Source organism: Desulfallas thermosapovorans DSM 6562 (assembly GCF_008124625.1).
GTDB classification, from domain to species: Bacteria; Bacillota; Desulfotomaculia; order Desulfotomaculales; family Desulfallaceae; genus Sporotomaculum; species Sporotomaculum thermosapovorans.
Genome location: NZ_VNHM01000010.1, coordinates 32,215 through 57,988, shown reverse-complemented (window position 1 = coordinate 57,988; position 25,774 = coordinate 32,215). Strand labels below are relative to the sequence as shown.

Sequence of the window (25,774 nt, the reverse complement as noted above, 5' to 3'; positions counted from 1 at the left end):
AATGTCAACAATATTTTATGTATGCTTGTGATTTTAACTGTTTAATACTGCCTTTTAATCAAAACCTCAGCTTTACTCTACTTTGCTTATTCATTTAATCCAAAACTAAACGTTGGGGCGCAGGGTACGAATGACCAGATAAAGCAGCGGCGGCGCACAAAATATCATGGCAGTGGCTGCGGCCACTATACCGGAGTCATTGAAAATAAGTGCCATGATGCTGGCGATGGTTACACCGATGAAACCTGTATACAGATTGGTATAGCGGGTAAATATCTGCTTCATTATTCCCACCGGACGGTAAAATAAGATTGCCAAACTGACCAGGCTGGCCAGAAAGACCCTGCTCCAAATGGTATACTTGATCAATTTGATGTTCATACTTGCCTTGCGGTAAATGATATTTAATATTTCACCCGGTCCGTTGTATATTATCAGGTTAGCTGTACGACCGATATGGGACTGGCCTTCCGTAGGTCGCTGTAGGTCGTAAAAGATTAATGCCAGAAGAAAAACACTTACGGTAGCAGCCGTTTTAGCGATTATCTTCAAGTCGAATTTAAAACCTAACAGTAATAAAAAGGTAACCAGAAATGCGAAAACTCCCGCTATTGAGCCGCCGACGTTAGTACCTTTATCCGGTGCTGCTATGGCATACAAGGTAACTAAATAATATAGCCCGGTTATGACAATAATTGTTTTGCGGTGGCGGGTGGACAAACGATCAATAAAAGCAGCGGTGCCGATAATGGTAGAGCCCAGCAGTACTCCCATGTATTCGTTGCCAAGCCCGTAGAATCTGGCTCCCGCTATGGGGTCGTAGCCCAGTAGTGAATTTTTTTGCAATGGCGCTCCCAAAAAAAGGTCGACAACAATACATAATGATGTAGTAAGGCTGATAATGATAAATGGGTCCAGGTCGTGATTATGATTTGCCAGCCATAAATAAATGGCTGCCGTAATGCCTATTGTTAATACAATTATTTCCAATATCAACAACTCGGGTGTTTTATGGGGCAGCAGTGTAATTAGTAGCAAAGTTATGGGCACTGCCATTACCGCCAGTAGCAGCGGTTTTAATACCTTCATTAATTCATTGGCGCGAGGCAGCAAAACCGCCGCCAGGGAAAGCAATACAAGTATCAGCAATACCAGTACATAATTCTTTAACACAGGAGATCGATATTGATAAGTTTGTTCCAATTGCTCGTATGTTGTTGACAATGTTGCAATAGTCAGGTCTGTATCTATGGTATGCAGCGGACGACCATACATGTTGGCCGGTGCTTCTATATTAAAATAGTCCAGTATCGTGGGTGCCAGGTCAGTGTTTTTGATAATCCCAGGCCGCCGGGTGGTTGGTGAAGTTAATAGGCCGGGTTGAATCGAATTATGCACGGCCAACACCGGGGTTAAATAGTTGGTACCGGGCACATAATTACCCCTGGGTGTGGGTGAAATAATCAGCAGCATGTCATGCTCCTCATCCATTTGCTCCAGTATGTGGGTGATAAAAGAGGCTATCTTGTTAAGTGTTTCCCGGCGTTGAGATTTTAGTACGCTTTCCTCCAGATAGGCCCCTGATTTTTCCAATCGCTCCAAATCACCCAACTCTACGACGGTTAAACCTGGTTTTTTATAGGATTCCAGTAATATCGACAGTAATTTATCATAATCAGTCCGCAGTCCCCCTGGAAAAGAAGGGTCATCTACTAACAGATTATCGCTCACATCACCGCCTTTAATCAGGCCGTTCTTATTCATAGCCAGAGCCACTGCCGGGCGGGCGGATTTTTCGCTGCTGTCGGCATTACCCAGTACGGATACTGCGATGCCGTTATCCTGCAAAACTGTGCCCAATAAGCCCGGGATAGCCGAATAGCGGCTTTCCGCATTTAATGTTTTAATGCGTGCTATATCCAACTGCAGCACGGTACCGGCGGGAGCGTTAAGTCCGGTTCTCTGCTGGTATATTTCACTTGCCGGAATGCCTTGCAGCAATTCCCAGGCATTTAACCCGTGCAGGGCGGTACCTGAGGCATTGATTGGGGCTCCGGCACCTATGGAGGCATAAGTATTATCCGGTATTAGGCCGCCCTCTACACCTACACTCATCAATCCCAAGGCTGCCTGTCCGGTTATTTCATTAAACAGGTCCGGATTATCTACCAGGTCTTGTAATACCAACCGGTCAACTGTGATCAGATAGATATGGCCGGGCTCTTTAGTATATTCAATGTTATTCGGTTGTGGTAATCCCAAGCCATATACAGGCTGTATTATTTGGTTTTTGGAGGAACCGGGCGGCCATAGTATACATACCGCTATAGTTAATATGGATATGAGAAGTATACCCCAGAGGTGAGTTCTTTTCACTGGTATTTTCCTTTCTATAAAATAACTTCATTAATTATAGCTGAATTACAGGTAATTGGCCAGTAAAGCGACTAAAAAACTCTTTAGGATCCGATAAATAGCACTTGCTATAAAAGAAAAAGCACGGCTGAATATTAATACAGCCGTGCTATGGAAAGAAAGTATTAATTAACGGTTATTGCATCTGTGGGACATCCCTCGGCTGCTTCAGAAGCCTGCTCTTCCAATTCGCTGGGAACTTCATCCACTATGGAATGAGCTTTTTCATCACTGTTCCAATCAAAAACATCAGGGCAGATATCTATACAAGCCCCGCAGCTAATACAAAGATCCTGGTCTACTTCTGCATGCATATATGTTGCACCTCCGGCAATAGTATTGCGAGAACAGTAATAGTCTGGCACTTTTTTTGAATATTATTCCTGTAAAACTATTTTAGCAAACTTTTTACTTTTAATTAAAACCCATTAAGATAAACTGTAATACGGTTATGTTTTCATTTAGAGTTGGTTGACAAATAACGCTTTCCCAGCAATAATTTGTAACAGGTGTTATTGTAACATTATTTACACTGATGAAAAGGACTGGTGAAAAATGTCCGGTAAAACAACTGATCAAACTAAAAGAAAATGGCTTATATTTTTAATCTTTGCGCCGGGTGTATTTTTTATTGTCTACTGGTTGGCTACCCAAACCAGCGACCGGGTTACCGGGCATACGGTGGAGTTGCCGGACCAATATGTATCACTGGGAGAGCAGGTTGAAGTAAAAGGAAAGTATTATCAGGTCCGGGGTGGTAAGAACATTTTTATCAATACAGTGGATTTGTCAAATAATAGAGCTGTTGCCGAACCGGGTCGGGTATTTGTGGGGTTGGTTTTGGTTACTGATGCAAAGATAAATCAAAATGATGTACAGTTAATTGATGCTCTGGGACGTTCTTACAATCCCTTGGATGTGGACAAGTCCGTGGTGGTCAGTAATTTTAAATTGCCCGGCAATGAGGGGTATCCGTATATGTTCAAGGTAAATGACAGTCCAGATTATTATTTCATTCAGGTAAATGGCGATGAACGTTTGACCTGGCTAATTAACAATACTTACCAAAGATAGTACAAAAGCCCCGGTGAAAAATCCTCCGGGGCTTTTTCCCATTCCATCATTCCCTGGAATTGATGTGCGCGATTAATTTCTTGTTACTCATATATTTTTTCTTCCGCTGCTGTGGCCTCGGCGGCGTCCAACTCGTGGTCCCTGCCCGAGCACTGGCTTTGGGCTTGATGGTATTCCCGGTACCATTCGTGGGCGGTGATCATGGCCATGACTTCGCTGGTACCGGTCCAGATGGAAGCAAGGCCCAAATCCCGGTTAATGCGCTCCACAGGAAACACGTTGGTATAGCCAATGCCGCCCATGACCTGCATGGCGTTGCGGGCTACTTTCTGACAGGATTCGGTGACAAATTTTTTGGTTTCGCTGACCATACGGCGCACACGGTTGGTGTTTACCCCGCCATCCACGGCGCGGCAGGTGGCGTAAACCAGCGACCGGGCTGCGTCCAGCAGCATGGCGGCCTCCGCTACCTGGAAGCTGACGCCCTGGAACTGGTTGATTACCTGTCCGAATGCTTTACGCCGGGAAGTGTACCGGGTGGCTATATCCAGGGCAGGACGGGCCGCGCCGATGGTCATGGCTGCGGTGCCCAGGCGTTCGGGTATCATCATGGTGTTGAATACCGCATAGGCACCGTTAAGCTGGCCCACTATATTTTCTTTTGGTACCACGGCATCCTTAAATACAATGCGTCCGGCCCCACCACCCCGGCAGCCCATGAGTCCGTAAAGGTATTCCACGTTGACACCCGGCCCGCGATCTACAATGAAGCAGGTCAGTGCTTTGTGAGGGTGAGTTTTGGGGTCGTGATCGGTACGGGCGTAGACCAGAAAATAATCGGCACCTTCGGCTCCCACGATAAAGCGTTTCTGGCCGTTTAACACGAAATGGTCCCCTTTGTCCTCGGCCATGGTGGTGGTGCCGAAGAAATCCGATCCGCCCCGGGGCTCGGTGAGGCATTCGGCGGCAAAAATTTCACCGGCCAACAGTGGTTTAACATATTTCTCCTTTTGTGCGTCGGTACCATGCTGAACGATAGCATCACATACCAGCTCCGCCCCTACGCCAAAGGTGCAGGCAAAAATATAGCCCAGGGTGCCCACTTCTTCCATCACCATGGCGGTGGTTACCCAGTCCATCCCTCGCCCGCCCCACTCCCTGGGGTACCGGCAGCCCAGCAGGTTGCGGCGGCCGGCTTCCTGGAGAAATTCCTTGGGGAATTTAATTTTATCCTTGTCCATATCCAGTATCATTTGGCGGGGTACCCACTTGACCAGTTCCCGAACCTCATCGCGCAATTTAAGCTGTTCTTCGGTTAACAAAAAGTCAAACATGGCATTTATCCTTTCACTCTATTTTATAAAACTTGTAAATTCCAAAGCTAATGCTTAACCGATTAATTTTTTAAATATTTAATTTATTTGTTGTATTGTTCGCGGAGTTCAAATTTTTTTACTTTTCCTGTAGGGGTGTGCGGTAACGAATCTGTAAAAATAATTTCCCGCGGTATTTTATATTTAGCCAATCTTTCGGATAAATACTCTTTAAGCTCTTTTTCATTTATAGTAGTGTCTGTTTTTAAAACTACGAGTGCTATTACCGTCTCACCCCATTCAGGATGTGGTCTTCCGATAACCGCGGACTCCATTACAGCAGGGTGACTGGCGATGGCGTCCTCTACTTCCTTGGAATAGACATTTTCACCGCCGGTGACAATCATATCCTTTGTACGATCTACAATATATAAGTACCCATCGGCATCCAGCCGGGCTACATCGCCGGTTTTATACCAACCGTTGTAAAAAGCCTCGGCGGTAGCTCCAGGGTTCTTGTAATACCCGGCCATAATACTATCTCCATTGAGCCAAATTTCACCTGTTTCGCCCGGTAAGGCATGTTCCGTTTCGTTTTTCATCACCCGCAGGTCCGCGCCGGGCAGAGCATTACATCCTATGGAACCCGCTTTGCGTATCTGGTCCCGGGGGGAGAGCACGGTGCCCGTTGGGCCGGCCTCAGTCATGCCGTATACCTGGAAGAAATTTTTACTTTGGTATTTTTCCATTAGCATGATAGCTGTGTCTCCCGCAATTGGCCCGCCGCCATATATCCAACAGCGCATGGATGACAAATCGAAATCACTAAAGTTTGGTATAACTTGCAAAGGCATGATATAACTGATGGGTGCGCCAAAATAAACTGTGCATTTTTCTTCCTGTATGGTTTGTAAAAAGTGTAATGGGTGATATTCGCGTAGCAATACAGTAGTGGCACCAATAAATTGTGCTCCTATAAACCAGTTATTAAGTGGTGAGGAATGCCATATGGGCATGGCCATTAACAGGCGGTCTTGTTCATCCATTTTTACAGCCAGGGCTCCGGTGATACCGGCGAAAACAACATTTTTGTGGCTGTGCAAGCAACCTTTGGGTTTACCTGTGGTGCCGGAGGTATAAAGTATCTCGGCTGGATCATGATCCTCAATTGGTATGTGTGTAAAATTCGGAGCGTTGTCCATAATTCTTTCAAGGCGGTCAAATCCCTCGGCGTCCGAACCAATTGCCACCATCCGTGCCTGAACCGGAACTTTCCTTACCACTTCGCCCAAAGCACCGTCGAAAAAGAGTACCTTGGATTCACTGTGCTCCAGTATGTAGCTAATCTCCGGGGCGGCCAGTTTATGGTTAACCGGAACCACTGCCGCTCCTGCTTTTAACGCCCCATAAAATGCTATGACGAATGCAGGCGTGTTGTAGCTCATAATTGCAACTTTATCACCTTTGTTTACACCCCAAGATTGTAATATTGCGGCGGACTTCTCGGCTTGGGCGAGCAATTCGACAAAAGTTATTCCTTGGCCGTTATAACGAAGACAGTCCTTGTTTGGGAATTTGCTGGCATTGCGGTTTAATATTTCAATTAGATTCATCCTTTGCCTCCTTAAGTGGTTGTTTTACCAGTTAATTATTAATAATTGACATAATTATATCTATTTGTAATAATGAGTTCAATAGTTTTTAATCGGATTATATAAAATATTACGATAATTAAAAAAATAGAAAAAAGATAAAGTGGGGATATACATGGGTTACAAATCAATTGGCAGACAGTTGCAGTTGGCCAGGGAGCAGGCGGGATACAGCCAAGAACAGTTGGCAGCGAAAATTGGCTGTTCCCAGTCCACCCTGTCCAATTATGAAAAGGGGAAACGGAGGATCTACCTCGCACAACTGGCACATATAGCAGAGATACTGGGCAAACCCATTGAGTTTTTTTTAAGTTCCAGTGATTTTAATAGCTCGGGCCTGTATGGTTCTTCCGGTGAAAAGCTAAATGTTCCTTTCACTGGAGTTGGTACCCACTGTGATGTAAATATACAATCAACAACTGTGTCCCCCGATGTGCGGGTAGCCCTCAGTATGGATGAGCAAAAATTGTTATCTGATTATCAATCACTTTCCCCCGAAGGGAAAAGACTAATCATTGATTTTGTTACCTGGCTGAAGAAAAGGGAGGTTTAATGGCTGTGGTTAATTTTAATATTTCCTCTGAACAACAGCTTTTATTGGAGGAAGTCAATGCTTTAGCCTGCGGGTGGATGGCGCCTGCGGCGGAACAATCCGGTGAGGCAGGGGAAAAATTGTTTTTTGATGGGCTAATTACGTCTTTGGCTGAGCATAAGCTTTTAACCCCTACCGTACCGCAGCATTATGGGGGACGAGGGTTGGGTTATTTTTCCACAGCCTTGGTGCTTGAGGAACTGGGCGCTTTGTGCACTAGCGTGGCCACTGTGGTTACTGCCAATATACATGCCGCCAGCCCAATTATTTTGGCCGGCTCCACCAAACAAAAAGAAACATTTTTGCCGCCTCTGGCCTGTGGTAAAACACACCTGGCCGCGTTCGCCCTCACTGAACCCGAAGCGGGGTCGGATATTACAGCCATTGCGACCAAGGCATACAGAAAGGATAATCAATGGGTAATCAACGGAGTCAAGGAATTTGTAATTAACGGCGGCCTGGCTCACTTTACCACTTTATTTGCCACCACTGATGCCAAAGGTAAAAGGGCGAGTCTTGTGGCCATCATTATACCTAAGGATATAAATGGGCTAAAAATAGGTGCCGTATACGATAAAATGGGTATTGAGTATGTACGGACAACGAAACTTATTCTAGAAGACGTTTCTGTACCCGGTGAATTGGCCATTGGCCCCCGGGGTAGCGCGTATCTGCTGTTAATGCAAACCTTTGACCGGGGACGTGCCTTGGCCGGGGCCGTTGGCGTGGGGTTAGCCCGGGCTGCTTATGAATTTGCCTTGCAGTATAGTAAACGCCGCCACCAGTTTGGCCGGCCTGTGTTTACCCAGCAGGCGGTTTCCTTTGCCCTGGCGGAACTGGCTGCCAAAATTGAATCAGCCCGGTTGATGGTGTGGAAAGCCTGCTGGCTTATTGATAACGATATGGATTATACAATGGCGTCATCAATGGCCAAGATAGCAGGCAGCCAGGTCGCTCAGGAGGCAACTGCGATGGCGATGGATATTTGTGGCGGGCGCGGGTACCTAAAGGATTGGCCGGTGGAAAAATATTTGCGGGATGCCCGGGTGCTATCCTTGATTGAAGGGACAAATAACATTCAAAAGGCGGTTATTGCCTCGCTGTTATAAGACGGAAACAAACCAGTCAGGCCAGCAGCACCCGATCGTCGGCAAATACTGTACCGCTGCACGAAGAAAATTTTGCCACCAAATCAGCTACCGTTAGATTGCTTTTTTCTTCGGCTCCAATGTCTAGAATAATACGGCCCCGGTGCATCATGATTAACCGGTTGCCAAACTGCAGCGCCTGTTCCATGTTGTGGGTGATCATTAGAGTAGTAAGATTATGGCGATTGACCACCCGTTCCGTGATATTCATAACCAGACGGGCGGCTTTGGGGTCAAGGGCTGCTGTGTGCTCGTCCAGTAGTAACAGTCTGGGCCGGGCAATGGTGGCCATTACCAGTGCCAGTGCCTGCCGCTGGCCGCCGGACAATGTGCCCACGGGCACTTTCAGTCGTTCCTCCAAACCCAGACCGATGTCTTTGAGGGCAGCTCTAAATTCCTTGACCCGGTTTGTCGTGACAGCCCTGGTAAGACCACGCCGTTTTCCCCGCAGAAAGGCCATAGCCAAGTTTTCCTCAATGGAAAGCTCTGCTGCTGTGCTGGCCAGGGGATCCTGATCAATGCGTCCGATTTCCATTGCCCGCATGTGCTCGGGCAGCCTGGTGACATCCCGCCCGCCAATTATGATATGCCCGTCATCCACCGGAATGACGCCTGCGATAGCCTTTAACAGTGTGGATTTGCCTGCTCCGTTGCTGCCGATTAAAGTAATAAAATCACCCCGGGCCACTTCAAGGTTAATGTTGTTCAATGCTTTAATTTCATTGGGAGTGCCCGGAAAGAAATACTTTTCAATACCGGTCAAAGTAATCATTTGTCGTCCCCCCTTCCCGTCTGTGAAACAGTACCGATGCAGCCGTTAGTTCTGCCTGGTACAGAGGGATTACCTACCAGGCCGGAACCCTTTCCGGTGCGGTTCGGGTTAAAGGGGCTCCATAACCTTTTAATGCTACCAATACCAGTGCTTGGCCGGACAGCGGCAAGTCGCCGGCTTATTCCCATGTTGGGCATGGCCAGCACCAGCAGAACCAGTGCGGCTGTCATTAGTTTAAAGTCCTCAGCAGGCAAGCCCAGTCTCAAGCCCAGGGCCAGTAGACCCCGGTAGAGCACTGAGCCAAGGATGACTCCGGTAAGCAGTCGTCCCAGGCGGTGACCGCCAAAAATAGTCTCACCCAGGATTACCGAAGCAATGGCGGCAACCAGTACGCCTATGCCCATACCCACATCGGCAAAGCCCTGGAACTGGCAGGCTAAGGCACCGGACAAGCCCACCAGACCGTTGGCAATAACTAAACCCAGTAGTTTGGTATTGTCGGTGTTGACACCCAACGACCTGATCATGCGCTCGTTACTGCCGGTGGCCCGTAGGGCCAATCCCATATCGGTGCCCAAAAACCAGCCCAGCAATGCACGTGCTGCCAGGGTGATCAACAGCAGTACCAGTATTATTGTTATATTTGACTCAATGAGGCCGAACCAGCCCAGTATTTGGCCATATACGTTATCATGATTTAAAAGAGGTGTGTTGGGGCGCCCCATGGTGCGCAACATAACAGTGTAAATAGCACTGGCGGTTAAAATACCCGCCAGTATGTTATTTACTTTTAACCTGGTGTGCATCAGCCCGGTCGCTGCTCCCGCGGCGCCCCCGGACAATGCACCCAGCAGCACCGCCAGTAGCGGGTCGATGCCCTCAACTACCGCTCGGGCGGTAACTGCTGCACCAAGGGGAAAGGTACCCTCCACAGTGAGGTCGGGAAAGCCCAGCAGTCGAAATGTTAACAGTACCCCCAATGCCATAAAGGCATAGATGAGACCTTGTTGCAATGCTGTTATCAGTACACTTTCCATGAACCTTCACTTCTTTCTGTGGTTTTAAACGCTTGTTCGGTGAAATTATTCTACTATTTCATCGGCCCGGTCCAGTACGGACTGAGGAATTGCCAGATTAATATTTTGCGCCGCTGTTTTGTTGATCATCAAGGTGCGTTTCCGGATTTCTTCAGGTACGATTTCCCCCGCCTTTTCACCCTTTAATATCCGGGCCAGCATGGTTGCACCTTGAGCGCCGCAATCATATTCATCGTTACCAACGGTGGCCACGGCGCCCCGTCTTACAGACTCGGTGTCGCCGGTAAAGAGGGGTACATTTTTATCTTGTAATTCTTTAAGCAAAGCCTCCAGCGCGGAAATCACAGTGTTATCCTGGGGTACAAATACCGCATCCACCCTGCCGGCCAGGGACTGGGCGGCTGCTTGTACTTCGTTGCTGCTGGCCACGGAAACTTCCACCACATTCCAACCCTTACTTTCAACATATTCTTTGGCCCGGTTGATATTGCTCACCGAGTTGGCTTCACCGGCATTATAGATGAACCCCAACTGTTTGATGTCTGGAATGAATTCACCGATGAGATCCATTTGCTGTTCAACGGGGTCGGCGCTATATACTCCTGTGATGTTAGTGCCGGTGGCTTTATCATTGGCTTGAATCAGGCCCGATCCCACTGCATCGGAAACTGCTATAAAAACTACAGGTATGTCAGTGCCTTTGGTAGCCATGGCCGCTGCCTGGGAACTGGGTGTGGTAATGGCGAATATAGCATCCACTTTATCGGCTACGAATTTATCGGCAATGGTCTTGGCCAGGTTGTGATCGCCCTGGGAATTTTGAATATCATACAGTATATTTTCTCCTTCGATGTACCCTTCCAGTTTCATTTGGTCCAAAAATCCTTGCTGGTCCAGGTTTAATGCCGGGTGATCTACGAATTGGGTGACGCCTATTCGGTATACTCTGTCAGTGTCGGAATCATTTACACCGGCCTGTTCATTGCCGCCACAACCGGTTGCGGCCAGAAGCAGCAATAAGGACACCAGTATGTAGATAATATTTTTATTGAAAATATTTGTAAACATTTAAATTCCTCCTGGTTTTTAGCTTCTAGCATCAGTGCTTTGTCAGGTAAGTTTTATCAACGCAATTTAAGGGTGGTAAATAGTAATATACTGGTACAGGCCCAATTAATGAGCCAACTAATAAATAACCGCTGTTTTATACCTATTTCGTATAATATTGTTTATCAAGCGGATCCTGATTTATTAAACGCACCTCCTTGGACGCGAGGAGAAATATAAAAACCGGCACTACAATGAGTACCGGTCTGTTATACTGTTTCCGGCTCATCTAAGCTCTCCTCGTACTTTTCTAAACTCTGCTCAACCCAGTTGCCCAGGCTAATATATTTTTTTTCAATCGCATTATATCACCCGGATCAACCGGGTGTCAAACAAAATCGGATTGGACAAGCAAGGCGGTTGAAGCCCACAGATAAATGTTCAACTTTCAATAATAGTATCAATAAGTCTTTGGTGAAAACATTCAGGCTGCTGTATTTCGTAAAAAATAAAAAAACCGCGGTTTTAACCGCGGCAGAGCAAGCAATTTGATATCTTTAAGTTTTAAGCATTGATACTCTTAACTTCCCTATCGTAAACATAATATTTGGTGCTGCAATTAAAACAATTGTATGTGCCGATATGTTTCAATGTTTGGTCAGTTTGACCGCATGCCGAACAGGTAATAGTTTTTACCTCATACAGGGAACCGAACGCCAGTATGAAAAATCCCACTACTCCAGCGACTGCACCACCAATGGCACTGGCGAAACCTACTGGCACACCGGCCATTATTGCAATGAGGCAAGCGGAACAGCCTACTGTCAACACCACAAAAACAAAGGACAGTACCCGCGCGCCGGATAAAGCTCCCCCTTGGCCTGGTTCTTTTAAACGCGGACTTGCCAACATACTCCCCCCTTTTACTAAAAGCTCTTGCTGTACAAATACTATCTTATTTCTTATTTCTGCAAAAATTTTATTATTCCTTTATATATTTATAGTTTATTAACGATGTAATAGAAAATGATATTTTGACGCTATGCATGATAAAGTATTGATTTGTCCCGCTGAATTAATTTATTAAAGTGTAAGGTAAGATAAAAAACAGTTGACTAATATTATAATATCAATATAATCAAATATATGGATACTAGGTTAAGGAGGATTAATGATGAAAGTTAACGCAGCTTTATTGCGCAGGACCAAGCTGCAGGCTTACACTTGGGTGGTGTTGCCTCTGGTGGCCATAAGCGGTTGGTTTTACCCTTTGTTGGGCTTTTTGCTTTTTGGCTGCATGCTTGGGGCGGTTGGTCTCTCTATTTTTCGTGGGCGTAACTGGTGCGATTGGATGTGTCCCCGGGGTGCCTTTCTAGATTTATTCATGGGACCTATCAGCCGTAAAATTATTATTCCAGCTTTCTTTAAGAATGAGGCCGTACGAACCTTTATGGTTCTACTGATTTTTACCGTTATCGGTGTGCAGTTTTATCTGGCCTGGGGTGATATACCGGCTATGGGGTTGGCTATGGTCAGGGTATTAACTGTAACTACGGTGGTAGCTATATTGCTGGGTTGGGGTATTCATCCCCGCACCTGGTGCCGCATATGCCCCATGGGTACAGTGGCCCACTGGATAGCCCGGCGTCAACAACCGCTCCGGACCGGCAGCAGCTGTGTATCGTGTGGCATTTGCACCAAATCATGTCCCATGCAACTGAACCCCAGCGGATTTGACAAGGATAACGCCTTTGAACGTAGCGACTGCCTGCGTTGTTTCTCGTGTGTATACAGTTGTCCCAAAAAAGCGCTTTCCTTTGACAAAGATAAAACTGTGTCTTGCGACATGGCGGCTTAATTATCGAAAAAGAACCTTTGGGCTAATAATCCGAAGGTTCTTTTTCACGTTTAAGGTGTTAGAGAATCATTCTTACATTTTATTTAGCATGTTCTTTTATAAAATGTTTGGGTACCCGGCTGTTCATGGCACATAGTACTTCGTAGGATATGGTACCAATTTTTTCAGCGATTTCGTCAGCGGTTATTTCTGCGTTACCCTGCCGGCCCATAAGTACTACCTCTTCCCCGGGTGTTAGGTCTGGCAGATGTCCTGCGTCCACCATGAACTGGTCCATGCAAATACGACCGATCACCGGCGCTTTTTGCCCGCGAATCAGCACTTCACCCTTTGATGACAGCAAACGGTTATAGCCATCGGCATACCCTGCTGGAATTGTAGCTACCACTGTAGAAGAGGGTGTAATATAAGTTACTCCGTAACTGATACCGGAACCTGCAGCCACCCGTTTAACGTGGGCCACCCGGGCTTTGACCGCCATTACGGGCTGCAGGTGTACTTTGCTAATATCAACTTCCCTTGCGGGGCTGACGCCGTATACAGCAATACCGGCCCGGACCATATCCAGGTGAGTTTCCGGCATATCCAGCAGCGCGGCACTGTTGGCCGCGTGTCGTAAGGGAAATTCCAATCCTTCACGGGTGAGCAGTTCTATAAATTCCATAAAGCTGTGCCATTGTTTATTAGCGTAGCTTTTGTCACGGCAGTCCGCGGAAGCGAAGTGAGTGAAAATGCCCTCCAATTCCAGGTGAGGAAGCCTGGCAATGTTGATAATATCCCTTAATCCGTCGTTGTCCGGGAAAAAACCCAACCGTCCCATACCAGTGTCCACTTTGATGTGTACCAGCGCTTTTTTTCCGGTCTGGGAGGCTAATGAGGAAAGCTCCCGGGCGGTACGCAAGTCGTAAATAGTTTGGGTCAGACTGTTGTTTAATATGGCTGGATAATCTTCGGGTACGGTATACCCCAGCACCAGCACCGGTGCCTCAATGCCCGCCTGGCGCAGTTCGGTTCCTTCGGTAACCCGGGCCACGCCCAGACGGGTGGCTCCGCTGGCCAGTGCTGTTCGAGCCACCTCCACGGCACCGTGGCCGTAGGCGTTGGCCTTGACCACTGCCATTAGCTCTGTCTGTGGGCTAATGATACTCTTTAATTGTTTGATATTATGGGCCAGCGCGCCAATGTTGATGTCCAACCATACCGGTGCATGTTCATTCATTTTGTACCTCCGCATGAAGTTTAAAAGCCATTTTAGATAAAAGATAGCTATTAAGTAATGTGATGATATGAGTAGTAACAACTACCATGTAGCATTATCTTTTGTTTTTATCATGCTTATGCCCGGGTGTTAGTATTTTTGCTGGAATCTATTCTTTAATAACTACTGTTTTTTGTAAACTGAGTTAACATGTCGGGTTTTTTTGCTCCATCTCTTTAAATACTACGGGCAGTTGCTCCAACATATCGCCGGCCAGGAGGCTGGCCATACCTTTTTGCCGTGCGGCGGCATCGCCTGCTAAACCGTGCAGGTAAACACTGGCGGCTGTTGCAGGCAAAGCTTCCAGGCCTTGGGCTATAAAACCTGCTACCATACCAGTCAATATATCGCCCGAACCGCCTGCAGCCATGCCCGGGTTACCTGTGTTATTGATATAGAGGGTACGATCCGGGCCAGCCACCACTGTACCGGCACCCTTTAGTGCTATCACAACTCCCCATTGCACAGCTTTTTCGGCGGTTACACCAAGCCGATCGTTTTGTATTTGTTCAATGGTGCGTCCAGTTAGCCGGGCCATTTCACCCGGATGGGGGGTAAGTACTAAATCTGGCCGCACCGCCTTAAAAAGTTCAGTTTTACCCGCTAGAGCGTTTAGAGCGTCAGCATCCAGTACGCAGGGCTTTTCTAAATGTAAAAGCACTTCCTTAACCAGTTCCGCAATATCCGGACCTGTGCCCAATCCAGGACCGAGAGCCAACACATCACTGTTGCTTGCCCGGTCTAAGATTTCCTCCAGGGCAGATATACTGAGTGTTCCCCGGTCGGTCTGAGGCAGTGGGAAGGTCATTACCTCGGTTAGTTTGTTCTCGGCAATGTCATGGATTCCTGCGGGCACCCCCAGAGTAACCAGACCCGCACCTGACCGGGCTGCTGCTGTGGCCGCCAGCACTGCCGCCCCGGACATGCCCCGGGAGCCTGCAATTACCAGCACCCGCCCGAAATTCCCCTTATGTTCATTGCCTGTACGCCGGGGCCACCAGTTGCGCACCAGTTGGTCTGTGATTAAATAGCGGTTGTTGCTATTGCCTTCGCCTTTTTTCCCAGGGTTGCCCGAAGTAATTCCGGTGGGGATAGAAATGTCAACCACATGCAGTTTTCCCACATATGGACGGGCGTTGGGCAACACCAGCCCTACCTTGGGCAGGGCAAAGGTCACCGTATGATCAGCTTTTATACAGGGGCCTTCCGCTCGACCTGTGTCGGCTTCTAAGCCCGAAGGTATATCTACGGCCACTACGGGCCTGCCACTGGCGTTAACAGCCTCGATAACGGGGGCCATTTCCCGTATTACACCTTTAAAGCCCGTACCGTAAAGAGCATCCACCACCAGGTCCGCTTTTATTAAAGCTAGTCTAACCAGGTTAAGGTCTTTGTTTTTATTAATTTGGTAAACCTTTTGTCCCATTTTACGCCAGATATTCAAGTTGGTCAGTGCATCGCCTTTGACTTTATCCAATTCCGTGGCCAGAAAAACCTGTACTTGCGCCCCCCGGTTATATAAATGCCGGGCTATCACAAAGCCGTCTCCGCCGTTGTTGCCCTTTCCCGCGAAGACTATTACATTACTACTAGTTAGGTCATCCAGAAGCGTAGCAACTAATTCCGCCACTTTAAGCCCGGCATTTTCCATCAATACTACACCAGGTATACCATATTCCTTAATTGCCATTTGATCCATTGCGCTCATTTCCTGCGCAGTTACTAGCCGCAAATCCATCACTCTCCCTTGTGTATAGCTGTGGCAAATGCCACTGCCTGCCCCAGGTTATGGGATATGGACAGCAAAACAGTGCTCACCTGTCCGGACCTGGCATGCTGTAAAGCGTTTCCGGTGAGTTTCACCTGTACAGGCCCGTCACCGCCGCCACAGATCTCTACTTCATGCCAGTTGGTAACACCGGTACCCAATGCCTTAAAAACCGCTTCTTTGGCTGCAAATCTGGCAGCCAGGCAGGGCCAGGGGTTACGGCGACGCATGCAAAAGTTAATTTCCCCGGAAGTAAAAACACGTCTTAAGAACCGTTCCCTCCGGCGGGCAGCCTTTTCTATTCTGGTAATTTCTATAATATCGGTACCAATACCTATTATCCCATGTTGCACCACAACTCTTTCTGTATAGATTTGATAATCCTTTTGCATACAAATTGCTTTCTTTGATTCATTGGGATTAAGTTTACCCATAAATAAAACGATACCTGGTTCAAAAGATCAATCGTATTGCTTGACCTGTTAATGCGTAATGAACGAGAGAAAGATTTCCATCAAACTATTCCACGTCCTAAAAGAAAAACCTGCATATTAAGCAGGTAATTGTACAAATGGAAGTGCTAAAACAGTTTAGCTGGTAGAACAAATCTATTGTTCAATGGGTTTACTAAACTGGCCATTTAATTTAAAGTTCACCCATTCGGGAAAGGATACGCCTGATTTGGCAAAAAAATCACTTTCCCGGGCAGCCTGCTCCCCTTTCATTTGTAGGAAATCGTGCACCGCCTCTTTGAAAGAGTTAAACAGTTCCTGATTAACCAGTCCTTCCTCTATTAATAAAACACGCAGAGCCAGGTTTTCTTCCTCCAGGGCTTTAAGCCGGCTAAACAGTTCGATAAACATTAGTCGGATAACATCCTTGTCAATGGTACGGTTTACATCCCCCAAAAGCGCCCATATTTTTTGGTCGCTGAGCATTTCCCAAACTACCTGCATATATATGTAAAACACCCCATTCAATATGATATTGGTGAAGCACAGGGACGGTTCTAATGCTTCCTTAGCAGGAGGCAGGTGAACCGTCCCTGTACTTCACGCTTCCCGTATTTATATTATTAACTGGTAATTTGGTATATATACGTATCGTGTTAATAAGAAATAAGGAAGGTTTTCGATTACCATACTGGGGTTTGTTTAACTTTGATTCTCCAAGGTTTTTGTCGATACTGTTAAAAACCTAATATTTTACGTAATTTCTTGGCCTGTGCCCTGCTTACAGGTACTTCACTATGTTCTTTATCCTCCACCACCAGGTTATACGTGCCATTGAAAAAAGGCACTATTTCCTTTACCTTGTGTAAATTAACCAGGTAACAGCGGTGAGTGCGGAAGAATACTTGTGGGTTGAGCCTGGCCTCCAATTCTTTTAAGGTAAAACGAGTCATTAATTTATCATTATGGGTTTTAATATAAATATAATCCTGCTCGGTAAAGGCGTAAAAAATATCTGATTCGGCCACCAATACAGTTTTACCCATTTTTTCCGCCGGGATACGATCTATTTTAATCTGGGTCGGGCTTGGCTTGTTGCGCCCGGTTTCCGCCGGCTTGTTTTCCTCGTTACTGGCGGCCACTTCTTGATAGGCCTTAATTACCTTGTCGATGGCTTTTTTGAGACGTCCTGGTTCTACCGGTTTCAAAAGGTAGTCCACAGCATTGACTTCGAATGCCTTTAATGCAAACTCATCATAGGCAGTTGTGAATATAACATGGGGTGGTTTGGGTAACTCTTGGATGGCAGCCCCCAGTTCCAAACCCGTCATGCCGGGCATGGATATGTCCAGGAAAATTACCTGGTAATCCAAAGCCTTGACCAGTGCCAGAGCCTCCTGGGCATTAGCTGCTTCGCCGACGATCTCAATATTGTTGAAACTGTTCAAAAGGAAGCGTAATTCCTGGCGTGCGGGGTATTCATCATCAACGATCAATGCTTTTAGTTTCAATTGCCTCCCCCTCCCTTTCCAACGTGCTGGATGACAGCGGTATTCTAACATATATGGACGTACCTTCGCCGGGTACACTGACAATGCGCAAGCCGTAATCTTGACCATATAAACCTTTAAGCCGTTCATGCACATTGCTCATGCCCACCCCGTTGCCCGAACCGAACCCGGGGGTAAGTACTTTAGTTTGTAGTTCTGTATCTATGCCCACCCCGTCATCTCTGATTACAATAAGCATTTCATTATCATGTTTGCTGGCGGAAATTTGCACAGTACCCTGGCCAGGTTTGGGTAAAATACCGTGCTTGATTGCATTTTCTACCAGGGGTTGGATTGTTAATACGGGCACTTTACATTCCAATAGTTGACTGTCTATTTCACGCACTACCCGCAGCTTATCTCTGAACCTGGCCCGTTCCAGTATTAAATACGTGTTCAGGTATTCCATTTCCTCTTTTAAAGTATTAAAATGCCCATGCCTTTTAAGGGCGTGGCGGAAAAAAGATGCCAGTCGGATTAATAGGCGCCTGGCTGTTTCAGGGTTGGTGCGGCTGAACATTATAATGGTATTCAGCGTATTAAATAAAAAGTGCGGGTTAATCTGAGCTTGTAACGCATCCAATTCTGCCTTGGTAACTAATTGAGCCTGGCGATCAACTTCGGCCAGTTCCATTTGCATACCTAATAGTTGGGCTACTCCAACAGCCAGTTTTACTACGGCATGGGGTAGTTCACCTTGTTTGGTTTGATATAGCTTGACGGTGCCTACTATTTCATCTTTACACTGTAATGGTACAATTACTGCGGATTGTAACGGGCAACCCGACACAGGACAGTCCAGACCGTAACCATCTCGCACTATTTTTATTTCTCCGGTGCGGATTACTTCCCTGGTGGCCAGGGTCATGATGGGCCGGCCAGCCTTGTGGTGGTCAGATCCGGCACCAATATATGCGAGCACCTTTTCCCGGTCTGTGATGGCCACTGCCGCCACATCGGCGGTACGGCGGATAATTTCGGCAGTGTTGGCGGCGGTTTCTTCATTTAGACCCCGGCGTAAAAATGGCAACGTCTCATGTGCAATACGCAGCGTGGGATCCAATTGCTCATCAGTGGGGCTGCGTTTGGTACCCCGGTGGTGGGTGAATATAAATATGGCAATTAATACGGACAGCAGTGCGGCACAGGTTAACAAGACTGCCGCGGCATAAAGTTTTGGCTGCCACAGGTAAATAATCGCCAGTGTAACTGCGAATATTGCAAACCAATAGGCTAATACTCTGTGAGCGGGGTTTTCTTTCGAAGGCATACCCTTTACCCCCGTTGCAAATAATAATTTTAATATTCTAAAATTTGGTTTTCATAAAATTAATATTCGACAGCATAAATACTATTCCTGCAGTTATTAATTAAAAAAGAAGGTAGCTTGTGACAATGGCTGAATTTCGTTATTAAATCCAGGTGTGGGATAACGTACTCATGTCTCCTTTTCCATGTATCCAGTACAAATAAAAAGCAGACACCCTTTTAGGTGTCTGCTCAATGTCGCCTAAATGACAGAATAAACTGATAATAATGAATAGTTCAAAAATTAATCCGATAGTATAACCTTGTTTTGTTCAAATATAAACTATATCAGCCTTGTACCTGCTTACGGATTTTCTCCACTACGTCGGGGTTGGCCAGGGAAGTGACGTCGCCCACATCTCCCCTGTTGGATATAGATGCCAGGACTCGGCGCATAATTTTACCGGAGCGGGTTTTAGGCATATCCGGTACAATATGCACGTTGCGTGGACGGGCAATCTTACCCACCACTGTAGATACGGCGTTGGAAATCTTGACGGCCAGTTCATCGCTGGCTTGGCACCCGGGTTTTAATGATACATACAAATCGGGCACAGTACCTTTGATTTCATCCTTGGCTGCGATAACAGCCGCTTCGGCTACTTCCTCAATCGTAAGTGCGGCGGACTCGATCTCTTTAGTACCCAACCGGTGTCCCGCTACGTTAATAACGTCGTCCACACGGCCCAGTATACGGACATAACCGTCGGCGGATACCACGGCGGCGTCCCCCGCCATATACGGCCAATCCCGCCAGTCTTTGCTGTTCGGATCTTTACAGTACTTCCCGTAATAAGTAGATACATAGCGATCCCGGTCTTTCCAGATAGTCTGCATCAGCCCCGGCCAGGGGTTTCTTATGCAGATGTTACCCGCTTTGCCTGCTCCGGCCGGAATTTCATTGCCTTCATTGTCAAGGATTACCGGGTGAATACCAGGTACCCCCGGTCCGGCACTACCTGGTTTCATGGGGCTAATGCCTGGTACCGTGCTGCACAAAAAGCCACCGGTTTCAGTTTGCCACCACGTGTCGACAACGACGGCTTTGCCTTTGCCCACTACATTGTAGTACCATTTCCAAACTTCAGGTTCAATGGGCTCACCCACGGTGGTCATGTGTTTAAAATTATAATTGTATTTGGCGGGCTCATCCGGTCCGGATTTTCTGAAGCCGCGGATAGCCGTAGGTGATGTATGGAATATATTGACGCCAAGTTCTTCGGCAATTCTCCATACCCTTCCGGCATCCGGGTATGTGGGAAGCCCTTCATATATGACGGTACTGGCAGCTATAGCAAGAGGCCCGTAGACTATAAAGGAGTGCCCCGTAATCCATCCGATGTCCGCCATGCACCAGTATACATCTTCAGGGTGAATATCCTGGATAACCTTGGACATCCAGGCTACATATGACAGGTAACCGCCGATGCTGTGTTGTACTCCTTTGGGACGTCCTGTTGAACCACTGGTATACATGAGAAATAGAATACCTTCGGCCGGCATGGAAACCGGTTCCACTATGGTTCTGGCATACTGTTTCAGCAGGTCGTTCATAAAGTAATCCCGGCCCTCAATCAGAGGTGCATTGGAAGAATATTTGCCGGGGTAACGCTGCCAGATAAGTACTTTGTCAACTTGTTGGCCTTCTTTTTTGGCCACTTCAACTGCTATGTCACCGACAGCCTTGTGATCAAGCAGTTTACCATTGCGATAATAGGCGTCCATAGTAATTAGTATATTACTTCCGGAATCCCAGATTCTTTCGCCGCAGGCCTGGCCGCTGAAACCTGCAAACACCTGGGAATGAATGACCCCCAAACGGGCGCAGGCCAGCATGGTAATGGGCAGTTCCGGAGTCATGGGCAGTTGTAGAGTAACACGGTCACCCGCTTTCAGGCCACAAAAGTCCCTTAATACAGCAGCAGTTTCATTAACTCTGCGATAGAGTTCCTGGTAGGTCATGTGGATAATGGGTTCATCCTCGGGTTCCGGCACATAGTGAATGGCCGTTTTGTTTTTATATTTGGCCAGATGTCTATCCACACAATTATAACTGGCGTTTAGCTTACCACCCACAAACCATTTCCAGCAAGGGGCGTCGCTGGTGTCCAGCGTGGTGTGCCAGTATTGGTCCCAATCCAGCAAATCTGCAAACTCTTTGAAGCATTCGGGGAAATTATCCAAACTGAACCGCTCAAAAACTGCCGGATCAGTCATATTGGCCTGACCGATAAAACTGGCCGGTGGATGAACATATTGTTCCTCTTGCCAGTGTACTGCGTAGTGAGCTCCGCCACCATTTACCTTTTCGGACACACAATCGACCTCCTAATGTAATTTAAATAAGCATTAAAATCAAGTATTGGTTTTATTTAGTTAATTTCCCCTGTAAATTAAACGTTTTATAAACAGTAATATAGAGTTAATTCTTACCGTTAGGTAGAATTAAACAGGACAAGATTGATATGAAAACAGTTAAATTAACACCCCCTTCAGGTTTTTCAATCATTAGTAAAGAGGTGTACCCCCTATGTAAAGGGTCACAATAACTTATTGCTTAGCTAAATATATAATAATGCTTATTTGTGAAAAAATTAAGAAAATTCAGGCAAACGGTTTTATTTAACTGTTGAATGGTTCTGCGATGATTTTGGCTGTTTAGTTTAGATTCAAGAATATATACGCCGGCAGGGAGCGGATGAAGAACAGTGGTTTAATAAGTAAATCGGCAGCACATTAAAATAAGCCGGTCCCGACAACCGAAACCGGCTTATTTTAATTGTTAATCGCCATAACATAGTCGTCACAGGATAGGGTTTTGTTAACCTTGTTAATATGGTCAGTAACATCGCCGTCATTGCCCTGGTGAATAATTTCGTGGCAGATATTACGTATATGTTCACTGATACGTAAAAAGGAGTTAATCAAATCCAGGTGTAGGGCGCTGGTTGAAATAGATAGAGTTGTGCCATCCCTCAGCCGGTTAAAGTGCTGTGCCCGCAAACGTCTTTCCATACGGGCCAGTTCGGGATATCTTTTAAGGGCTTCACCGGCCAGTTCAGTGTCGTTGGATGCCAAGGCCACGTTGGCCATACGCATTAAATCGCCCAACCGCTGATGCATTTCCTTGATTTCTTCCCAGCCTGCATCGGAAAATTGACATTGTCGAGTTATTTTGCAACTGGCAATATAAGTTATATCCTTTTCAATAATATCTCCTATGTGCTCCAAATCGTTAATTATATGCATATGGCTCATGCTTCGGTAAAATTCCTTCCTTGACAACGGTTGTCGCATAACGCTGGTCAAATAATTGGTTATCGACTTGCACAGTACATCCAGATAATCTTCTTTTTTATTAATTTTATCTAAAAGCTCTATATCGCTTTTTTCAAAAATTTTTATTATTGATTGGATCATATCAAATACCTGGTCGGCGGCGTGGTTTATTTCTTTGGAAGCCAGCCCCAGGGCAATAGAGGGTGTACTGATTAATTTATCATCCAGATATTTGGGTTTAAGTTGCTCATCTAAAGGCATTTGGCGCTCCGGAATAATTATTTCAAGCAACTTGGCGAAATATTTAATAAAGGGTAGGAATACCATTGCGATACCGATGTTAAATAAAGTATGGGCGTTAGCTACCTGATAACCCGGTGACGCCGTTAACTTTGCCATTAATATGGCAAATTGGTTGACAAAAGGTAGCATCAATAAAACGCCGGATAGTTTAAAAAGCAGATGTGCAGTGGCCACCCGCTGGGCCTCCCGGGACGAGCCCAAACTGGTTAAAAGAGCAGTAAAGGATGTGCCGATATTTGCCCCTAACAAAAGGTAGATGGCGGAATGCAGCGATACTAGATGCTGCATGGACATAACCATGATAATACCCACCGACGCGGCACTGCTTTGTATTAAAAAGGTGAAAACAGCTGCGGCTGCAACGGCTAAAAGCGGATAATCGCTGGTGCTCAATAGTATATGGCGAAAAAAGGGTTCATCTTTTAAAGGCTGCATGGTATCGGCAATCATTTTAAGCCCTAAAAATAACAGACCGAATCCCAACAGTACCTGTCCCACCCGCTTGTATTTATCCCGTTTAGAGAAAAATATAATGGCGGCACCGATACCCACAATGGGTAATGATATTTCAGTAACTTTAAGTGCTATTAACTGAGCGGTTACGGTGGTGCCTATATCGGCACCCAGAATGACCCCCAGGGTTTGTTTTAAAGACATAATTGATGCGCTGGTCAGACCCACCAGAATTACAGTAGTTGCGGTGCTGCTTTGAAATAGCATTGTTACCAGCGCACCCACGATAAGTGCTGTAAAGCGATTATGGGTAAGTGTGCTTAGGATACTTCTGAGCCTGTGTCCGGCCACTTTCTGAAGACCCTCACTCATGATAAACATGCCATAAAGCAACAACCCCATGCCGCCCAGTAATCCCAATACCACAGTTTTCCATAATTCCACTTTCCCACACCTCCCCGGGAATTATTAATGATAATATGATAAAGTTAAGGAATTGTTAATGCTATATTAATTTTTTATTAAGAAGATTGTACCATGTTTCACATTATTTGCGCAATAGTATTCTGATTAAATTATGTGGTGGTTTTAACATCTTATAATGACAAAAGATTCAGTAATTGAGAAATGTAGTGGGGTATAGGCGTTTTATCGTTGTTAATCCAGTTTCAGGCCAGGTACTTCAGTCTCTATAAGGTCTGGACGTATCTCTTTAATGCGTTTGAGTGCTCTAATAACCCCCGGTTTAAGTACCGGGTCGTCCAGGAATGTAGCAAGTATAGATATATAGTCCTGAAAAAGCTCCGGTTGATAATAAATAATTTCGCCCGCGGCCTCAGGAGCAATCCAAAGTGAACCGCCTGATTCATCATTAAGCTCCCAAAAAATTCGGCGCATGATAATCCTGGCCCGTTCCGGGTCTTTGCGTGCAATATTATCTGTCAATAAGCCCAACCCATGCACAGCCCCCAGGCGAAGCTTTTCATCAAGACTGTATAGGAATGAAAAAAGAGCGCCGGTCACCCGTCCGGTTTGTTGTTCGCCCAGTTTAAGCAATAATTTGAAATCTTCACTTTGTAATGCTTTTTTTACCTGGTTTTTAACAGTTGAAAAGCTCATATTTACTTCTTTCTTCCCTTCCTTTTAAATGCCAGTAGTTCTTTAAATAACTATATAACATTTTGAGGTAATTACAATTATAGTGCTGTATATTATTTTTATCATGCTAAAATTGGGAGGAATTTTGGAAATTAACATAGAAAAGTTTTTGGGTTAATTAGAAATGTATAAAAATAGCTTATGTTATATCATTTGCGGTGGTGAGGATGGTTTTCCATGCGAAAATTGGCCGTATACAGGTTGAAACCGGGCATGAAAATAGCCAGGCCGATATATAACGCAAATCAGCAAATGTTGTTGGCTTCAGGTACTGTTTTAACGGCGACCTTTATTAAAAAGCTTGAAAAATTAAACATACCGGCCGTATATATTGATGACGATTTATTACCCGGTGTCGAAATCAACGATGTTGTTTCGGATAACACCAGGTATCGGGCTATTAATTACACTAAAAAAATATTTCATGACTTTCATTACACCAGAAGTCTCAGCGGCCTGGATGGAATGGAGCGGGTAGTAAATAATATATTGGATGATTTATTGGATAATCCCACTATCATGGTAAATTTGGTGGACATTCGCAGTACCGATGAATATACCTTTGGTCATTCAGTGAATACTTGTATCCTTGCCCTGATAACCGGTTTGAAGATGGGTTATAATGAAAGCGCGTTAAAACAATTGGCCATGGGTGCCATTATGCATGATTTGGGTAAAACCCTGGTGCCCGTAAAAATACTTAATAAACCCGGCAAGCTTACGGCGGAAGAATTTGATATAATTAAAAAGCACTCCGAATATGGTTATTCAGTTTTAAAAAAAGCCAGACATTTTAATGCTATATCTGCGCTGGTGGCGCTCCAGCACCATGAGCGGTATAACGGATCCGGTTATCCCCATGGGTTGTCGGGACGCCAGATTCATGATTTTGCCGCCATCGTAGGGTTGGTGGATATGTACGATGCTTTAACCGCAGACAGGGTATACCGCAGAGCTTATCCATGCCATGAGGCCTTTGAAATGTTATCTGCTTTTGGGGATTATATGTTTGATTACAATATAGTAAAGTCATTTTTACATCACGTTGCGGCCTATCCCATAAGTAGTGTGGTAAAACTAAGTACCGGTGAAATTGGTGTAGTTATGGAAAACCGGCCAGGCTTTTCGCTGTGCCCCGTAGTCAATATCATGTTTACAGCTGAAAATGAAAAATTGAAGTACCCGGTGAAATTAGATTTATCTACCACCCCCAACGTGACCATCGTTAGCGTCATCGATGATGATGAATTCAACAAATTGATGGATAACAAAACAGGACGACAGTTATTTTATTAATCGCTGGACATCATAAAAACCGGCGGGACATAATCTACCGG

The 25,774-nt window shown here is 45.9% G+C and carries 22 protein-coding genes; 5 read left to right on the top strand and 17 right to left on the bottom strand.

Annotation, left to right across the window (positions count from 1 at the left end):
* Positions 1 to 105: 105 nt before the first annotated feature.
* Both LX24_RS09810 and LX24_RS09805 read right to left on the bottom strand, forming a co-directional pair.
* Positions 106 to 2,376, bottom strand: coding sequence for a hypothetical protein (locus tag LX24_RS09810; protein WP_166511983.1), 2,271 nt, complete (start codon positions 2,374 to 2,376; stop codon positions 106 to 108).
* Positions 2,377 to 2,540: 164 nt separating this feature from the next.
* A complete protein-coding gene (locus LX24_RS09805) occupies positions 2,541 to 2,729 on the bottom strand; it encodes a ferredoxin (protein ID WP_166511982.1) in 189 nt (62 codons plus the stop codon).
* A 241-nt stretch (positions 2,730 to 2,970) separates the two neighbouring features.
* Here LX24_RS09805 and LX24_RS09800 point away from each other — a divergent pair, with 241 nt between their 5' ends.
* Positions 2,971 to 3,489 carry a hypothetical protein gene (locus LX24_RS09800; protein WP_166511981.1) on the top strand — a complete coding sequence of 173 codons (519 nt, stop codon included), beginning with the start codon at positions 2,971 to 2,973 and terminating at the stop codon, positions 3,487 to 3,489.
* Between the two features lie 83 nt (positions 3,490 to 3,572).
* Here LX24_RS09800 and LX24_RS09795 read toward each other — a convergent pair whose 3' ends face one another.
* Positions 3,573 to 4,823, bottom strand: coding sequence for an acyl-CoA dehydrogenase family protein (locus LX24_RS09795; protein WP_166511980.1), 1,251 nt, complete (start codon positions 4,821 to 4,823; stop codon positions 3,573 to 3,575).
* A gap of 83 nt (positions 4,824 to 4,906) precedes the next feature.
* Positions 4,907 to 6,415 carry a class I adenylate-forming enzyme family protein gene (locus LX24_RS09790; protein WP_166511979.1) on the bottom strand — a complete coding sequence of 503 codons (1,509 nt, stop codon included), beginning with the start codon at positions 6,413 to 6,415 and terminating at the stop codon, positions 4,907 to 4,909.
* Positions 6,416 to 6,569: 154 nt separating this feature from the next.
* Here LX24_RS09790 and LX24_RS09785 point away from each other — a divergent pair, with 154 nt between their 5' ends.
* Complete coding sequence (locus LX24_RS09785; RefSeq protein ID WP_166511978.1) at positions 6,570 to 7,007, top strand: helix-turn-helix domain-containing protein; 438 nt, start codon at positions 6,570 to 6,572, stop codon at positions 7,005 to 7,007.
* Complete coding sequence (locus LX24_RS09780) at positions 7,007 to 8,155, top strand: acyl-CoA dehydrogenase family protein (protein WP_166511977.1); 1,149 nt, start codon at positions 7,007 to 7,009, stop codon at positions 8,153 to 8,155. The genes LX24_RS09785 and LX24_RS09780 overlap by 1 nt, the downstream gene beginning before the upstream one ends.
* 16 nt (positions 8,156 to 8,171) lie before the next feature.
* Here the strand turns inward: LX24_RS09780 and LX24_RS09775 are convergent, their stop codons facing one another.
* The 4 genes from LX24_RS09775 to LX24_RS09760 all read right to left on the bottom strand — a co-directional run bounded on the left by LX24_RS09775 (position 8,172) and on the right by LX24_RS09760 (position 11,962).
* On the bottom strand, positions 8,172 to 8,966 hold the full coding sequence (locus LX24_RS09775) for an ABC transporter ATP-binding protein (protein ID WP_166511976.1): 795 nt from the start codon (positions 8,964 to 8,966) through the stop codon (positions 8,172 to 8,174).
* Positions 8,963 to 10,003: an ABC transporter permease gene (locus LX24_RS09770; protein WP_166511975.1), complete on the bottom strand. Its 1,041-nt coding sequence runs from the start codon at positions 10,001 to 10,003 to the stop codon at positions 8,963 to 8,965. The genes LX24_RS09775 and LX24_RS09770 overlap by 4 nt, the downstream gene beginning before the upstream one ends.
* A gap of 45 nt (positions 10,004 to 10,048) precedes the next feature.
* On the bottom strand, positions 10,049 to 11,071 hold the full coding sequence (locus LX24_RS09765; protein ID WP_166511974.1) for an ABC transporter substrate-binding protein: 1,023 nt from the start codon (positions 11,069 to 11,071) through the stop codon (positions 10,049 to 10,051).
* A 543-nt stretch (positions 11,072 to 11,614) separates the two neighbouring features.
* Positions 11,615 to 11,962: a hypothetical protein gene (locus LX24_RS09760; protein ID WP_207706588.1), complete on the bottom strand. Its 348-nt coding sequence runs from the start codon at positions 11,960 to 11,962 to the stop codon at positions 11,615 to 11,617.
* A 259-nt stretch (positions 11,963 to 12,221) separates the two neighbouring features.
* On the opposite strand from LX24_RS09760, the gene LX24_RS09755 reads away from it, so the two are divergent.
* Entirely contained in the window at positions 12,222 to 12,908 is a 687-nt protein-coding gene (locus LX24_RS09755; protein WP_243131698.1) for a 4Fe-4S binding protein, read from the top strand.
* A 79-nt stretch (positions 12,909 to 12,987) separates the two neighbouring features.
* Here LX24_RS09755 and alr read toward each other — a convergent pair whose 3' ends face one another.
* The 9 genes from alr to LX24_RS09710 form a co-directional block, all read right to left on the bottom strand.
* On the bottom strand, positions 12,988 to 14,127 hold the full coding sequence (alr, locus tag LX24_RS09750) for an alanine racemase (RefSeq protein ID WP_166511971.1): 1,140 nt from the start codon (positions 14,125 to 14,127) through the stop codon (positions 12,988 to 12,990).
* Positions 14,128 to 14,311: 184 nt separating this feature from the next.
* Complete coding sequence (locus LX24_RS09745; RefSeq protein WP_166511970.1) at positions 14,312 to 15,898, bottom strand: NAD(P)H-hydrate dehydratase; 1,587 nt, start codon at positions 15,896 to 15,898, stop codon at positions 14,312 to 14,314.
* A gap of 5 nt (positions 15,899 to 15,903) precedes the next feature.
* Complete coding sequence (acpS, locus tag LX24_RS09740; RefSeq protein WP_166511969.1) at positions 15,904 to 16,326, bottom strand: holo-ACP synthase; 423 nt, start codon at positions 16,324 to 16,326, stop codon at positions 15,904 to 15,906.
* A 216-nt stretch (positions 16,327 to 16,542) separates the two neighbouring features.
* Entirely contained in the window at positions 16,543 to 16,890 is a 348-nt protein-coding gene (locus tag LX24_RS09735) for a hypothetical protein (RefSeq protein WP_243131697.1), read from the bottom strand.
* A 233-nt stretch (positions 16,891 to 17,123) separates the two neighbouring features.
* Positions 17,124 to 17,897: a LytR/AlgR family response regulator transcription factor gene (locus tag LX24_RS09730; protein WP_166511968.1), complete on the bottom strand. Its 774-nt coding sequence runs from the start codon at positions 17,895 to 17,897 to the stop codon at positions 17,124 to 17,126.
* The gene (locus LX24_RS09725) at positions 17,872 to 19,206 is read right to left on the bottom strand and encodes a histidine kinase (RefSeq protein WP_166511967.1); all 1,335 of its coding nucleotides are present in this window, start codon (positions 19,204 to 19,206) and stop codon (positions 17,872 to 17,874) included. The genes LX24_RS09730 and LX24_RS09725 overlap by 26 nt, the downstream gene beginning before the upstream one ends.
* Before the next feature lie 326 nt (positions 19,207 to 19,532).
* A complete protein-coding gene (gene acs / locus LX24_RS09720; protein WP_166511966.1) occupies positions 19,533 to 21,560 on the bottom strand; it encodes an acetate--CoA ligase in 2,028 nt (675 codons plus the stop codon).
* Between the two features lie 459 nt (positions 21,561 to 22,019).
* Positions 22,020 to 23,723 (bottom strand): Na/Pi cotransporter family protein, encoded by a 1,704-nt coding sequence (locus LX24_RS09715; RefSeq protein ID WP_166511965.1) that lies wholly within the window; start codon positions 23,721 to 23,723, stop codon positions 22,020 to 22,022.
* A 213-nt stretch (positions 23,724 to 23,936) separates the two neighbouring features.
* Positions 23,937 to 24,398, bottom strand: coding sequence for a DVU0298 family protein (locus LX24_RS09710; protein ID WP_166511964.1), 462 nt, complete (start codon positions 24,396 to 24,398; stop codon positions 23,937 to 23,939).
* Positions 24,399 to 24,614: 216 nt separating this feature from the next.
* Between LX24_RS09710 and LX24_RS09705 the strand changes: the two genes are divergently transcribed.
* Positions 24,615 to 25,733, top strand: coding sequence for an HD-GYP domain-containing protein (locus LX24_RS09705; protein WP_166511963.1), 1,119 nt, complete (start codon positions 24,615 to 24,617; stop codon positions 25,731 to 25,733).
* Positions 25,734 to 25,774 lie beyond the last annotated feature (41 nt).

What these genes read in the sequence shown, in the direction of transcription:
- LX24_RS09805 (WP_166511982.1), bottom strand. Translation starts at nt 2,729, where the DNA reads ATGCATGCAGAAGTAGACCAGGATCTTTGTATTAGCTGCGGGGCTTGT.
- LX24_RS09800 (WP_166511981.1), top strand. Translation starts at nt 2,971, where the DNA reads ATGTCCGGTAAAACAACTGATCAAACTAAAAGAAAATGGCTTATATTT.
- LX24_RS09795 (WP_166511980.1), bottom strand. Translation starts at nt 4,823, where the DNA reads ATGTTTGACTTTTTGTTAACCGAAGAACAGCTTAAATTGCGCGATGAG.
- LX24_RS09790 (WP_166511979.1), bottom strand. Translation starts at nt 6,415, where the DNA reads ATGAATCTAATTGAAATATTAAACCGCAATGCCAGCAAATTCCCAAAC.
- LX24_RS09785 (WP_166511978.1), top strand. Translation starts at nt 6,570, where the DNA reads ATGGGTTACAAATCAATTGGCAGACAGTTGCAGTTGGCCAGGGAGCAG.
- LX24_RS09780 (WP_166511977.1), top strand. Translation starts at nt 7,007, where the DNA reads ATGGCTGTGGTTAATTTTAATATTTCCTCTGAACAACAGCTTTTATTG.
- LX24_RS09775 (WP_166511976.1), bottom strand. Translation starts at nt 8,966, where the DNA reads ATGATTACTTTGACCGGTATTGAAAAGTATTTCTTTCCGGGCACTCCC.
- LX24_RS09770 (WP_166511975.1), bottom strand. Translation starts at nt 10,003, where the DNA reads ATGGAAAGTGTACTGATAACAGCATTGCAACAAGGTCTCATCTATGCC.
- LX24_RS09765 (WP_166511974.1), bottom strand. Translation starts at nt 11,071, where the DNA reads ATGTTTACAAATATTTTCAATAAAAATATTATCTACATACTGGTGTCC.
- LX24_RS09760 (WP_207706588.1), bottom strand. Translation starts at nt 11,962, where the DNA reads ATGTTGGCAAGTCCGCGTTTAAAAGAACCAGGCCAAGGGGGAGCTTTA.
- LX24_RS09755 (WP_243131698.1), top strand. Translation starts at nt 12,222, where the DNA reads ATGATGAAAGTTAACGCAGCTTTATTGCGCAGGACCAAGCTGCAGGCT.
- alr (WP_166511971.1), bottom strand. Translation starts at nt 14,127, where the DNA reads ATGAATGAACATGCACCGGTATGGTTGGACATCAACATTGGCGCGCTG.
- acpS (WP_166511969.1), bottom strand. Translation starts at nt 16,326, where the DNA reads ATGCAAAAGGATTATCAAATCTATACAGAAAGAGTTGTGGTGCAACAT.
- LX24_RS09735 (WP_243131697.1), bottom strand. Translation starts at nt 16,890, where the DNA reads ATGCAGGTAGTTTGGGAAATGCTCAGCGACCAAAAAATATGGGCGCTT.
- LX24_RS09725 (WP_166511967.1), bottom strand. Translation starts at nt 19,206, where the DNA reads ATGCCTTCGAAAGAAAACCCCGCTCACAGAGTATTAGCCTATTGGTTT.
- LX24_RS09710 (WP_166511964.1), bottom strand. Translation starts at nt 24,398, where the DNA reads ATGAGCTTTTCAACTGTTAAAAACCAGGTAAAAAAAGCATTACAAAGT.
- LX24_RS09705 (WP_166511963.1), top strand. Translation starts at nt 24,615, where the DNA reads ATGCGAAAATTGGCCGTATACAGGTTGAAACCGGGCATGAAAATAGCC.